The sequence below is a fragment of the Viridibacillus sp. FSL H8-0110 genome, assembly GCF_038003565.1.
Taxonomy (GTDB): domain Bacteria; phylum Bacillota; class Bacilli; order Bacillales_A; family Planococcaceae; genus Viridibacillus; species Viridibacillus arenosi.
In genome coordinates this window covers 2641006-2653720 of the sequence record NZ_JBBOPJ010000001.1, presented here as the reverse complement: position 1 = coordinate 2653720, position 12715 = coordinate 2641006, and the positions used below count along the sequence as shown (strand labels likewise).

The 12715-nt window shown below is 33.4% G+C and carries 16 protein-coding genes; 14 read left to right on the top strand and 2 right to left on the bottom strand.

Annotated elements, in window-relative coordinates; all coding sequences use genetic code 11:
* The first annotated feature begins 427 nt into the window (after positions 1-427).
* The 5 genes from MHH98_RS13335 to MHH98_RS13315 all read left to right on the top strand — a co-directional run bounded on the left by MHH98_RS13335 (position 428) and on the right by MHH98_RS13315 (position 3557).
* Positions 428-943 (top strand): sigma-70 family RNA polymerase sigma factor, encoded by a 516-nt coding sequence (locus MHH98_RS13335; RefSeq protein ID WP_076065860.1) that lies wholly within the window; start codon positions 428-430, stop codon positions 941-943.
* Positions 918-1769 (top strand): hypothetical protein, encoded by an 852-nt coding sequence (locus MHH98_RS13330; protein WP_340713074.1) that lies wholly within the window; start codon positions 918-920, stop codon positions 1767-1769. Before MHH98_RS13335 ends, MHH98_RS13330 begins: the two co-directional genes overlap by 26 nt.
* Before the next feature lie 265 nt (positions 1770-2034).
* On the top strand, positions 2035-2364 hold the full coding sequence (locus tag MHH98_RS13325; protein ID WP_038189225.1) for a DUF3784 domain-containing protein: 330 nt from the start codon (positions 2035-2037) through the stop codon (positions 2362-2364).
* Between the two features lie 438 nt (positions 2365-2802).
* On the top strand, positions 2803-3024 hold the full coding sequence (locus MHH98_RS13320; protein WP_038189222.1) for a hypothetical protein: 222 nt from the start codon (positions 2803-2805) through the stop codon (positions 3022-3024).
* A gap of 206 nt (positions 3025-3230) precedes the next feature.
* Positions 3231-3557: a hypothetical protein gene (locus tag MHH98_RS13315; RefSeq protein ID WP_038189219.1), complete on the top strand. Its 327-nt coding sequence runs from the start codon at positions 3231-3233 to the stop codon at positions 3555-3557.
* A 358-nt stretch (positions 3558-3915) separates the two neighbouring features.
* Here the strand turns inward: MHH98_RS13315 and MHH98_RS13310 are convergent, their stop codons facing one another.
* Positions 3916-4158 (bottom strand): hypothetical protein, encoded by a 243-nt coding sequence (locus tag MHH98_RS13310; RefSeq protein ID WP_038189216.1) that lies wholly within the window; start codon positions 4156-4158, stop codon positions 3916-3918.
* A gap of 90 nt (positions 4159-4248) precedes the next feature.
* Positions 4249-4401 carry a hypothetical protein gene (locus MHH98_RS13305; protein WP_179078284.1) on the bottom strand — a complete coding sequence of 51 codons (153 nt, stop codon included), beginning with the start codon at positions 4399-4401 and terminating at the stop codon, positions 4249-4251.
* 204 nt (positions 4402-4605) lie between these two features.
* Between MHH98_RS13305 and MHH98_RS13300 the strand changes: the two genes are divergently transcribed.
* The 9 genes from MHH98_RS13300 to MHH98_RS13260 all read left to right on the top strand — a co-directional run bounded on the left by MHH98_RS13300 (position 4606) and on the right by MHH98_RS13260 (position 12645).
* A complete protein-coding gene (locus tag MHH98_RS13300; protein WP_038189204.1) occupies positions 4606-5172 on the top strand; it encodes a TetR/AcrR family transcriptional regulator in 567 nt (188 codons plus the stop codon).
* Positions 5173-5174: 2 nt separating this feature from the next.
* Complete coding sequence (locus MHH98_RS13295; protein ID WP_038189201.1) at positions 5175-5537, top strand: DMT family transporter; 363 nt, start codon at positions 5175-5177, stop codon at positions 5535-5537.
* Between the two features lie 48 nt (positions 5538-5585).
* Positions 5586-6014: a YvaD family protein gene (locus tag MHH98_RS13290; RefSeq protein ID WP_038189199.1), complete on the top strand. Its 429-nt coding sequence runs from the start codon at positions 5586-5588 to the stop codon at positions 6012-6014.
* A gap of 224 nt (positions 6015-6238) precedes the next feature.
* Positions 6239-6739, top strand: a complete 501-nt coding sequence (locus MHH98_RS13285) for an NUDIX hydrolase (protein ID WP_038185063.1) — start codon at positions 6239-6241, stop codon at positions 6737-6739.
* Between the two features lie 299 nt (positions 6740-7038).
* A complete protein-coding gene (locus tag MHH98_RS13280; RefSeq protein WP_038185160.1) occupies positions 7039-7236 on the top strand; it encodes a hypothetical protein in 198 nt (65 codons plus the stop codon).
* A gap of 435 nt (positions 7237-7671) precedes the next feature.
* Entirely contained in the window at positions 7672-9357 is a 1686-nt protein-coding gene (locus MHH98_RS13275; RefSeq protein WP_076066015.1) for a M3 family oligoendopeptidase, read from the top strand.
* Between the two features lie 263 nt (positions 9358-9620).
* Positions 9621-10718, top strand: coding sequence for a phosphotransferase enzyme family protein (locus MHH98_RS13270; RefSeq protein WP_340711693.1), 1098 nt, complete (start codon positions 9621-9623; stop codon positions 10716-10718).
* Positions 10719-11049: 331 nt separating this feature from the next.
* Complete coding sequence (locus tag MHH98_RS13265; RefSeq protein ID WP_340710999.1) at positions 11050-11553, top strand: GNAT family N-acetyltransferase; 504 nt, start codon at positions 11050-11052, stop codon at positions 11551-11553.
* 342 nt (positions 11554-11895) lie between these two features.
* Positions 11896-12645, top strand: a complete 750-nt coding sequence (locus MHH98_RS13260) for a class I SAM-dependent methyltransferase (protein ID WP_038185157.1) — start codon at positions 11896-11898, stop codon at positions 12643-12645.
* Positions 12646-12715: the final 70 nt, after the last annotated feature.

The window sequence follows — 12715 nt, the reverse complement described above, 5'->3', positions numbered from 1 at the left end:
TGAGTCAACAGAGGATGAGTGAGTAGAAAAGAAGTTTGTAGCTACGTTATCAATATTGAAATTTAACAGAGCCTTCTTCTTCAACTAACGGAGCAGTTTAGTTCTAAGAAAAATCAGTGAAAGAGCAAAAAAATTAAATATCTAATAATAGTTCTATGAGAATTTCAAATAATTACTTGTCAGAAGGATTGAAAAAATAATGTTATTCTCCAATAGATAATTTAAAATGACATGAGCTGTTATTGAATCACAGGTAGAATTGCAGATTTCGAATCAAACTGTATATATTACGATACATCTTCCACATTTAGTAATACTCACATATCGCCACATCTCCGATGTATACCCCATTTGATCTTTTCACTCATTTTTGAAACAGAAATTCCTCTTGCTCCGTCTAACATTTAATAATAAAAGGAGTTGCCCTATGACCCGACTCGAAAAATTTATATATGATCATGGTGATGAGTTGTTGAGACTTGCTTATACATATGTGAAAAATAAGCAAGCTGCGGAAGACATTGTCCAAGATGTGCTACTAAAAGCATTTGAAAAGCAATCGTTGTTCCGTGAAGATGCCACGTATCGTACATATTTGTATCGAATGACGATCAATCGCAGTTACGACTATTTGCGAAGTTGGCATTATAAAAATACGACTATTGGCGAAAAAATTCAGCATTTATTTGGCCGATCGACAGAGCAAGATATCGTGACGAAATCAGAAAATCGTCTACTCGCACAAGCCGTTCTTTCATTACCGCTGAAATACCGTGAAGTCATTGTACTTACGTATTACTTAGACTATTCGTCAGAGGAAATTGGTATGCTACTAAATTGTTCATCGGCTACGGTGCGTACAAGGCTTGCGCGTGGTCGTAAAAAACTTAAATTGGTGCTTAAGGAGGACGGCTTTGATGGAACGATTGAAAACGGGTATTGATGAGGTGATTGGCGAAGAGTTCTGGATGACGAAGGACCTTGCACGGAAAATGGCTAAACCGAGAAAAAAGTTGACGCGTACTCCAATATTTGCAATGGTAGGCATAGTTTCAATCGCTGCATTGCTTCTTACGATTACATTATGGTCAGCCCAATCAGGGATTTTAAGTGCTGCCACAACAAATGCACTTGGGGACCATGGAGAACTTTTTAACACGTATTTCGAGGCAATTGATGCACTGGATTCAGAAACGCTAAACCTAGTAGCATCCCCGGCATATGAAGGGACTGTGGATGAGCTATCTAAAAAGTATGAAAATATGGATTTTTCGAAAGCAGAATTTCTACGGGAGCTTGACGGCATCATTTGGATGAAATTTATGGTGATGAATAAAGAAGGAGAAAAATGGAACGAAGTTGTTACGTATTACCAAATTGTTGATGGCAAAATATATGAATCAGTTTATGATCAACCCTTTTATATATACGAGCGTTTTGATATTGAAGTAGCGCAGGCGCAAGCCATTTTTGGTTTCGGTGGATATAGTCATAATAACAATCAGTTTGTGGCAATAGATGATGGAGAATTGCTTGTGAGTGGCTCTCGTTCACGTAATAAAGTAGAGTCAGCCATCGAGTTATACTTAAAAGAGATTGGCAAGGAAAATGTGTTTAAACATTTCCAACAACCTCGACTTATCTACAAAGATAATGGAAAAGTTTTATGGTTATCGGCAGATGGATTTGACATCGTCTTTACGAGAAAAGGCGAGCGTATTTTAGTGGATAACCAAGGCGCAGAATATTATCAGCAAGGAAGATACTAACAAAACATGTCGCTCAGTCTGCGTGTTCTTAATAATTTTCAAGCACACGAAGACTGTTAACACCTATTAAATTGTAATATTGTGAAGTGTCTCACTTAAACTAACGGGTGCTTTACTTGAAGATCATTGAGTTGCATATGCAGCTCTTTTTTCTTTATTTAACTACGGGGCAGGTTAGTTTAATAAGAGTTTATAAGGAAATGAATCATTTTATATGATAAAATATTCCAAATAAGAAAGTTAGCCAATGAGTGAGGTGTACGATGTGGTTGGTGCAATTTTAGTAATTTTGGTACCTTTTTTAATATTCGCTATCGTTTTGTCAAAAGGAAAAGGAGCATTTCTGCTTGCTGGTTATAATACAATGTCCGATAGCGAAAAAGAAAAATATAGAGAAGAAGAACTTTGTAAATTTATGAGTAAAATAATGTTTGGCATTTGCTTTAGCATATTATTAATTGCATTAAGTGAATATTTTAAAATTCAATTTCTACTTATCATAGGTCTTATTTTAATCATAGGTCTTATTGTTTTTTCAATGGTTTATTCAAATACAGGTAACCGATTCAAAACCGATTCAAAAGATTCATATTGATGAGAGTGAAGCCAAAAACAAATAATGCAAGGTGTTGTAAGTTGGCTTCGTGAATAACGACACTTAATTCAACGGATTAATAGTACATTAAGGAGCTGTGTTCGCAGTTTTTTTAATCAACAAATAGAGAGCATTCCTGTGATGAATGAACGGATTTATATATGACAGAATCGACTAAGTTTGTGAAAGAATGTACTTAAACTAACGGGTGCTTTACTTGAAGGTCATTGAGTTGCATATGCAGCTCTTTTTTTCTTTTTGAACTAACGGGGCAGGTTAGTTCAATAAGCCAAATGGATTTTTACATATTATAAATGGAAAATTTATATAAAATTGAAACAACTATATTTTACAGACGTATTAAAGTAAAGCAGCAGGTTAAATGAATAAAGAAGATTGAAAGGAAAGTAATTCATAAAAAAAAAGGAGGTAGAGAAGGTGGACTTATTACTCTGGATAACTACTGGTTTCATGCTAATCGGTTTAGTTGTTCTCATTTCTATGAAAAAAGGTATGGAAAGTAAGGTTGCTTTTATAAAAGCAAATATGGAAGACGAGGAAAATTCATCAAAAGCTAAATCTGTAATTTGGTGGATATTGGGTACAACTGCTTGGGGAGTAGGGGCTATATCTATTGTAGGTTGGTGGTTTCATAATTAATTTGGATAACTGCCGATTTCAAATGTACTTAAAGTAACGGGTGCTTTACTTGAAGATCATTGAGTTGCATATGCAGCTCTTTTTTCTTTATTGAACTAACGAGGCAGGTTAGTTCAATAAACTAGTCTCAAATATTACAAGGACATACCCATTGAAAATGATGAATAAAGTATCATTAAGAGATGTTCGAAATGGGGGTGATTTCTTTGGATGGATTGAAAAAAGTTGTACTTAGATTAATTGAAATAATTGAAATCATTGTAATCTTATCAATTGGTTTACTTTTCACAATTTATATTTTAAGACCTATTTACGAGAACTTTGGAATTCAATTTACGGGAAATGTATGGGTAAACTGGTTTGGAGTTTCTTATATTTTATTCGTCTTATACTCGTTGATTGTTGGTTTGGTTATATCTAGGGAAAGTATTCTCTTTAAACAGCGACTTACATCGGTACTCTTTTGGCTTATTTTTATTGGCTCAAATTATGTAGTTTTTATCCCTTTTATAAAAGGGGGAAATCCATTCTAAGCTGAAAATAAAGAAGAGAAAATATTTTAAGTTACTCAACTAACGGGGTGCTTTAGTTGAATATCTTGGTGCTATTCAAACAGGTTTTTTTATTCAACTAAAGGGGAAGCCTTAGGGATAAAAGTGATTCATGTTGTGGAAACTATACATAGTGAATAATGAGTGAATGTCATTGTTCGCAAAATACCAATTACATGTACTTAAAGTAACGGGGTGCTTTAGTAAAAGATCGTTGAGCTGTTCAGACAGCTCTTTTTTTATTGAACTAACGGGGCAGGTTAGTTCAATATTTAAAAATGAGTGTGTTGTATGAATAGTATTTTGAAAAGGTGTTACATAATGTAGAACATAAAACTAGTCAATTAGATTGTACATTCTTTGGTAGTAATGATTGTTTCGTGAAAATACAAATGTGACGAAAGAATATCGAAGTACTTGACAAGATGGTTCTCGTACTTGTACGGACATCCTCTTTTGAAATTGCTGGGTACGAATCCTTTGCAGCTTTTAATAATGCCATTCCTTTTTGTTCATCACGTGCGAGTGAGAGATTCTTTTTTGTATTCGCTTTTAGGGAATTACGAATCACTGTTTTGAACAAGCTACTACTTCATCTAGGTGCGGATATAGTTGCACAATATTTAAAAAGAGGGACGATCGTGTAGAAAACAATCGTTTTAATTTTGGGAAACTAGTTGATAATGGCATGCATTCGATAAAATAAATAGTTGATTTCTGTATCAAGTTGTGAAATTTTTCCTTCAAATTCACATTGACGATAATGGTTATAAATCACGATTGTACTTTTACCCATACTGACATCAAGTGCCACTACATGTTTCATCTGTATTTCTCCTTTTAGTCTTCACAGTGCCTTATCGATTCCATTTTCCAATTTAGATGAGTTTAAAGAGGTGTAGTTAATATTTCAATATTCCCTATTTGTAGATGTTAATAATTGGTTGAATTTTAATATGAATAATGTATAATACTAAATAATGGTACCAGTAAAACTTTATTGGTACCAAACGTATTGGGAGGTGCCATTTTGAGAGAACGAATTATTAAAGAAACAATTTTGCAGATTGAAGAAAAAGGATTCTCATTTACTGTAAGTGACCTTGCAAACGGATTATCAACAAGTAAAAGAACAATTTATACATATTTTTCATCTAAGAATCAGCTAGTTGAAGAAGTAATTCAACATTTATTTAGTCAGATTAAGGAGCAAGAGAGAATTATTATTGAGGACACCCAACTTTCTTTATTGGAAAAAATACATCAAATACTCATTTGCGTACCGAAACAATTTGAATTATTGGATGTACGTTTACTTGCAGATTTAAAAAAATATCATTATGAGGAATGGATAAAATTAGATCGCTTTTTGAAAGAAGAGTGGGATAGTGTCGTTTACTTAATGGAGCAGGCAATTAAAGAAAATTTAATAAAAAGCATTAATATTTCCTTATTCATTGAGGTATATTTAGGGGCAATTAATCAAATTTATCAATCTAAATTTGCAAGTAAGAATGAAATGGCAGTTGGAGAAGTATTTCAGTCAGTAGTGGATATGTTGTTGCAAGGAATTATAAATGAACGGAGGAATGACTAGAAATGCATTGGATCTACTTGTGCTTAGCTATTATTTTTGAAGTAGGTGGAACAACTAGTATGAAGTTATCAGAAGGTTTTTCGAGGCTATATCCAAGCATTTTAATGATAGTTTTTTATCTTGGTAGTTTTATTTTTCTGACGTTATCGTTAAAAAATCTAGATGTATCTGTTGCATATGCTATTTGGTCTGGAGTAGGAATAGTAATTATAACTTTAATTGGATTTTTCATGTTTCAAGAAGGTTTAAGTACAGTAAAGGCAGTATCGATTATTCTTATTTTAATAGGAGTTGTCACTTTGAATATGGAAAGTAAACATAGTGGTTCTATCGAAGAAATATCACAAATAAAAGAAAATATTTAGTTACATATACTTCTAATATATGTCGCAATCTATAACTGGAGGGAATAAATGAAACTATTAAAACCATTTTTTCTTGTAACAGATGTCGGTTTTATCCTTTATTGGATTGCCACCTATTTTTATCTTATACCAAAAAATGTTGCATTTAAGGACTATGATAATCCAATGATTATTGCATGGAACTGGTCATTCTTCCCTTTGGATATTCTAATTTCAATTACAGGATTGTACAGTTTATATTTATGTAGAAGGAATCATCCTACTTGGGAAAGCATGGCGCTTATTTCTCTTGTTTTAACATTTTGCTCAGGATTGCAAGCAATTGCTTTTTGGGCATTTATCAAAGACTTCGATTTTACTTGGTGGTTATTTAATTTATACTTAATGATTTATCCGTTATTCTTTATGAAAATTCTATTTAAGAATAAACTATCTCAAACGGAGAAATCACTTCGCCATTCTTTTAAACAGTTGTAGTAAACTTATACTGAATAAACTTAAGCGTATTCATTTGTGCCCATATTAAGAGCGAAATAACAAATCTTTTTTGTGCTAACGAGGGCTTTAGTAGAAGATTTTTAATCTGTTCAGACAGCTCATTTTTTCTTTAACTAACGGGGCAGTTTAGTTCAAGAGAGGTTTTAACTTGTATTCAACAATCGGGCCATCTAGTTGAAGAGGAAAAGTGAGGGAGAACTTGTATGATCTATGTAAATGTTAGAGCAATAATTGAAAGAAATGGACCAAATGGAACTGAAATCGTTATACAAAAAAGGGTTAAATCTAATGAGAATAAAACACCTTATGAGCTACCTGGAGGAAGGTTAGAGGAATTCGAGTCATTTATGGAAGGACTTAAAAGAGAAGTGCACGAAGAAACAGGACTTCATATAACAAAGATTTTTGGGGAAGAAACTAGAATTGAAACTAATGATGTGGACTCAAATGTTGAAGCTATGAAGCCTTTTGCTGTATATCAAACGACAAATGGTCCAGTAGATTCATTAGGCGCTTATTTTCGATGTCAAGCCTCTGGTAATTTAGTTAAAGAAGGCGACGGTACTATGGATATAAAGTGGATTCCAGTAGATGAGCTACACCATTCACTAGAGAAGGATCTAATAGATTTTAGCTGGGTCGATAAGTCTGGAATAATGTATTATTTAAAATGGTATTACGCAGAAAAACAACAAATTGATTAGTATGATGCCTATTTTATTCTGGAAAAGCATTCATTAAATTTCCGATAATAACTTTACGGGACCTTTGTATAATATTGGAGTGGTTATATTGAAAAAATTGTTTTTGAAATGGATTGTGAAAGAAAGTACTTAAAGTAACGGGTGCTTTACTTGAAGATCATTGAGTTGCATATGCAGCTCTTTTTTCTTTATTGAATTAACGGGGCGTATAGAGGGATTAACGACGGAAAAACATTTCTGAATGAAGTTTTTGAAACTTGGTTTTACTTATAAACGTATATAGATTGGAGGTGAAATTTATGGAAAAGAAAATAGGTATTTCTCTGTCTGTTTTACTACTCGGTTTCGTTGTAAGTTATATCTTAACATCAGCATTCGCGCATTACGGGATTAATACATCATCGTTAATAACTGGATTGCTTATTGTCTGTGTTACTGTTTCTCTGATTTCATTGTTTGAAAAGATTTTTCCCGGGAGACCAGAAGAAGCAAATTAATAACATAATCTGTTAAACCTAAGGGAGTAGTTATACGAAGGACTGTTCCCTAAGATTTGTTGCACAGTTTGACCACAGTCTTCCGCAATAGGTGCGATTGTTGAATTAGCGTTGCTGTTCTTATTTAACTAACGGAGTGCTTTACTTGAAGATCATTGAGTTGCATATGCAGCTCTTTTTTTATTGAACTAACGGAGCAGTTTAGTTTAAGTAGAAAAATATATATACCATTGCTGAAGAAATAAAATAGAGTATAGATTGAATCGAACCATATCTAAGAAAACAAAAAGGGCCGCTTTAATGAAAGCAGCCCTTTTGTATACGTTAACGGTAGTTATTATCTTATATTGCTATTATAGCACAAACTATTTTGAATTATAAGACTTTTAATTCCGCTGTATAAAATATACCATAATATGGAATGGGGGTAGAGGAATGATTTTTGATCAGCTTTTATATGAGAGGCCTAACATCGTTGAATTTGAAGAAGAGGTATTTGAACTATTAGGAAAGTTTGACTCTGTAAACTCATTTGAAGAGCAATTTAAGCTAATAGATAAGATTAATTCGCTTAGAAATCATGTTTTAACAATGTTGACTATTGCGGAGATAAGAGCGCAATTAGATACCTCAGATAAGAAGTATCAGGAAGAACAAAAGTTTATCAATAAAAATTGGCCAGTATATGAAAAAGTTGTAGCGAGTTATTATGATCGTTTAATAAGGTCCACATTTAAAGAACAAATTAGTAAAAAGTATGGAAAACAGTTACTGAATCTAGCTGAGATTAATGTAAATACAATTGGTTCATCAGTTATTGATAAATTAAAAAGAGAGAACAATCTTATAAGTGAATATACAAAAATGATGGCAAATGCCAAGATTGAATTTAAAGGAGAAGGGAGAAATCTAGCTCAATTAGACAAATTTGTTTCATCTCCAGATAGAATGCTTAGAAAGCAGGCTATCGAAAAAAAATATGAACTATTGGAGCAATACGAAAATAGAATTGATGAACTTTTTGATTCTTTAATTCAAGTAAGAACTCAAATAGCAAAGGAGCTCGGCTACAATTCTTTTGTGGAACTTGGGTATGCTAGACTTTCTAGGGTTGACTATGGTCAACAAGAGGTGGCTGACTTTAGAAAAATGATTTTGAAATATATGGCTCCTATATCCGAGAAATTAAGAGAAAAGCAACGGATTCGGATTGGGATTGAGAACTTAACCTACTATGATGAAGAAGTGAGGTTTAAAACCGGAGAGGCTATCCTTAAAGGGGATTCTAATTGGATGATAGAAAAATTTAAAACTATTTTCCAACAATTATCTGAACAACCTGGTGAGATTTTTAAGTTAATGCATGCGAATAAATATATGGGTTTAACCATTAAAGAAAATAAAGCAAGAGGTGCTTATGCTACTTATTTATGTAATGAAAAGATTCCATATATCTTTGCAAACTTTAATGGATCAAGAAAGGATGTAAAGGTACTAGCACATGAATTTGGTCATGCATTTCAGATGGCTATTTTTAACCAAAATAACACTATACCAGAATATATACTTCCCACTAAGGAAGCTTGTGAAATTAGCTCAATTGCAATGGAATTTCTTATATGGCCCTACATGGAAGAAATATTTGGGGATGACGCAATGAATTATAGATATTCACACTTAGAGGATGCTATATTTGCAATGCCTTATAGGGCTAGTATTGATGAGTTTCAACATTTTATCTATACAAATCCTAACTTATCAATAGTGGAGCGAAAGAAAAAATGGGTTGAAATTGAACAAAAATATATGCCATATAAAACTACTTATAATCACCCTTACTTAAAAAAAGGGAACTTGTGGCACCAACAAATTCATTTATTTAAATTTCCATTTTACTATATAGACTATGCAATGGCTCAAATTTGTGCATTGCAGATTTGGTCAATCGCACAAATAGATATGTATACTGCTTGGAATGTATATATGGATATTTGTAAACAAGGGGGACGTTTATCTTTCCTAGACTTACTTGATAATTCAGGAATCGCTTCACCATTTAAAGAAGAAGCATTTGAAAATATGATAAAATCCATTGATACATGGTTTAGTAAGAATGATTAATTACAACATAATGCCATTAAAAAATCCCTATATAAAATAATTATAATATATGATAAAAATAACTTCTTAGTTAAACTAAACCAGCTAACAGTCGCTTTTTCACTAACGGGTGCTTTACTTGAAGATCATAGAGTTGCATATGCAGATCTTTTTTCTTTATTGAACTAACGGGGCAGTTTAGTTGAATAAGAAGGTTTTTTTGGAAAGGTGTTGAATAAGTTAAAGCATGTAAACTTTTGAACAAACACCCGCCTTGGGTGAAAATGAAGTCAGTTGGAGGAGATATTATTAATCATAATGAAGTTGCTGAAATATACGAAGCTTATTTAAGTCCACTAGTATCAGAGTTGTACGTGTTGGAAGGCTATGAAACAAGTCTAATTAATGCTCATGCCGGAGGGCGGAATGTCGTTTATAACTGTGAGAAAGAGGGCGCTAGTGCAAAAATACTCAGAATCGCCTATTTAAATGACAGGAGCCGAGAGGATTTGTTGGGCGAAGTTGAATATATCCAATATTTATTCGAGCATGGCGGTAGTGTCTCGAATGTAATCAGCTCCCGGAAGGGAAATCTACTGGAAGAGATTACTCATAATAATCACACCTTTTTTGTCTGCCTGTTCGAAAAGGCTAGGGGAAAAAGGCTGGTAGAAAATCATTATCAGTATCGCGAAGGAGTTCCTATTACGGAATACTATTATAACTGCGGTAAAGTTCTGGGTAAGCTGCACCAATTGTCGAAAGGCTATGCTCCCGTCCATCGCCGGTATAGTTTTTTCGATAAATACAATGTCGAGTATATCGATAAACTGATACCTGGTACGCTATCACTGCTTAAGGAGAAGATGGTAGAGCTCCTTAAAACTTTAGAACGATTGGACAAGAACTCTGAGTCTTTCGGGATGGTACATTTTGATTATAGTGATGGTAATTATATGATTGACTTTGATACCGGACAAATCACTGTATTTGACTTCGATAATTCATGTTTCTGTTGGTATATGTATGACTTGGCAAATCTCTGGACACTCGGAATGGGCTGGATACAATTTGAGCCAGACGCCGGTAAACGAAAAAACTTTATGGATGATTATTTCAGAACAGTACTAGAGGGATACACATCCGAGACCAAAATCGAGGATTTGATGTTGGATAAATTGTCCTTATTCATCCAAATAACCCTCATAGAAAATATTGTAGATGCATTCGAGGTAATGCGGAACAACGGTGAAGAGCTGAAGTGCGATGAGGAGTTGTCATATAGAATAAAATGCCTTGAAGATGATATCCCGTATTTTGGGTTTTTCCATGAAGTTTTCTCGTGCGAAGAACCTTTCGAGTGTGAGGAACGAAAAATTTAATCCACCAATTGCCGAAGATGACGACTATATAATCATAGAACAATAGCAAGGTTGTTGTACTGTCCGTTGCATTACTACACCAGTTAACGAGGGTTCTATCTCATTTCATAAATCAATGGGTTTTTCCGTATCCTTAAAAACTGATTAAGCTGGTCCGGGACAAGACCGTATTTTATTTTCTATAAATATTGCTACTTAAAATTATTCTTATTCAACTAACGGGTGCGTTGATCCAAGAAGGATTAACGCTCTTTTTGTTGAATCGATTGTACTAAAGGGGAAGTTAGTTGAATAATATTCCCTTAATTTACTGATAGAAAGGATGTTTTTATTGCCTGTTGAATCTGAAAGACTGTTATTTCGTCCGTATACGGATGATGATTTTGATTTCCTTATGTCCTTATTAACTGACCCTGAAATGGTTCGATTTATTGGAAATGGAGAGACAAGAAACATATACGGTGGGAAGAATTTTTTAAGCTGGATATATAGTACATACAAATTTGGTGATAATTTGGGATTATTGCTGTTAGTTCGAAAAGAAGACAATGTTCTTATTGGGCACGCTGGTCTCGTTCCACAAGTAATTGAAAATGAAGAGGAAATAGAAATAGGGTATTGGATCGCTCGAGATTATTGGGGACAAGGATATGCAACAGAAGCTGCGATTGCACTTTGGAAATATGGAAAAGAACATCTAAATAAACAAAGATTTATCGCTTTAATTCAGCCTGAGAATGTCGTTTCGCAAAAAGTAGCTAAAAATATAGGAATGGTAATGGAGAAGAAAATAATATTAGGAGGGAAAAGCGTAAACGTATTTTCAATATCATAACAATGTCTTATTGAACTAGCTGTCCCAATCATTAGTGTATTTCTCCTAATATTTATTACAGATAATACCCTTCTAAAGTGGAGGCTTCTAATAGTTGGAATAGTTCTAGTTAAAAGCTTCAGGTGAGCGTTAATTTATATACTAGATGTGATTTAATATAACAATTAAAGTTTGTGAAGAATTTCACTTAAACTAACGGGGGCTTTAGTTGAATAAGGAGTCTCGTTAGATTTATGCAGATTTACAACGTTCAGGAAAGAATTGTTACCAAACGGCGCTTTGGGAAGGCTTGGGAAAGTGATATAATGAATATTCATAAAAATCCAAAAAGGAGCTTAATCTATGACTAATAATGAATTTAGCGATAATTTGTCCAAATATGCAAATCCAGGGGAATATGATGAGACCTATAAAAGTTATACGGCAGATTTAGAATTCATCGAAGCTCATTTAGGTGGGAGTAATCAATCAATTATTGAACTTGCTTGTGGAACAGGTCGTTTAGCAGTACCTTTAGCAAAACAAGGACACTTAGTATATGGTGTTGATATTGATGCAGGAATGTTGAAGTATGCACAAGAAAAAGCTGATGCTGAAGGTCTTAACATTCACTTAAGCGTTCAGGATTGTACAAAATTAAACTTGCCTATCAAATCAAACTTTATATATATGACGGGTAACTCCTTCCAACATTTCTTAACTAATGAGAGTCAAGATGCCCTATTCATCTCAGTCAAAAGGCATTTAAACACAAAAGGCGAATTTATTTTTGATACGAGAAATCCTATTTTACATGAACTTTTAAACGTTGATATTTCTGAAGAATCGATTGAGCAAAATGGAGAAATAACAAAAGTTATCAGTCAGGAAGTATATAATCCTTTGAATCAAATTTTAGAGTGTACTTCAACATACATATCTTCAAAAAATGAGTATAAAGATAGTATTAAACTACGATATACGTATCCATTAGAGCTAAAACGTGTTTTGCAACAACATGGCTTTGAGTTAATCAGTATATATGGCTCATGGAAAAAAGCATTATTTGATGCAAATAGTATTTCAATGGTTGTTCATGCACGATTAAAGTAAATTATATGCATATTTAAATTATCATAACGTTCCCAAATCATACTTTGGTGACTCTACGAAGAAAACTTTC

Coding starts and splice junctions, on each gene's coding strand:
- MHH98_RS13275 (WP_076066015.1), top strand. CDS start 7,672: ATGATTTTTGATCAGCTTTTATATGAGAGGCCTAACATCGTTGAATTT.
- MHH98_RS13330 (WP_340713074.1), top strand. CDS start 918: ATGGAACGATTGAAAACGGGTATTGATGAGGTGATTGGCGAAGAGTTC.
- MHH98_RS13260 (WP_038185157.1), top strand. CDS start 11,896: ATGACTAATAATGAATTTAGCGATAATTTGTCCAAATATGCAAATCCA.
- MHH98_RS13290 (WP_038189199.1), top strand. CDS start 5,586: ATGAAACTATTAAAACCATTTTTTCTTGTAACAGATGTCGGTTTTATC.
- MHH98_RS13305 (WP_179078284.1), bottom strand. CDS start 4,401: ATGAAACATGTAGTGGCACTTGATGTCAGTATGGGTAAAAGTACAATC.
- MHH98_RS13295 (WP_038189201.1), top strand. CDS start 5,175: ATGCATTGGATCTACTTGTGCTTAGCTATTATTTTTGAAGTAGGTGGA.
- MHH98_RS13270 (WP_340711693.1), top strand. CDS start 9,621: ATGAAGTCAGTTGGAGGAGATATTATTAATCATAATGAAGTTGCTGAA.
- MHH98_RS13285 (WP_038185063.1), top strand. CDS start 6,239: ATGATCTATGTAAATGTTAGAGCAATAATTGAAAGAAATGGACCAAAT.
- MHH98_RS13280 (WP_038185160.1), top strand. CDS start 7,039: ATGGAAAAGAAAATAGGTATTTCTCTGTCTGTTTTACTACTCGGTTTC.
- MHH98_RS13335 (WP_076065860.1), top strand. CDS start 428: ATGACCCGACTCGAAAAATTTATATATGATCATGGTGATGAGTTGTTG.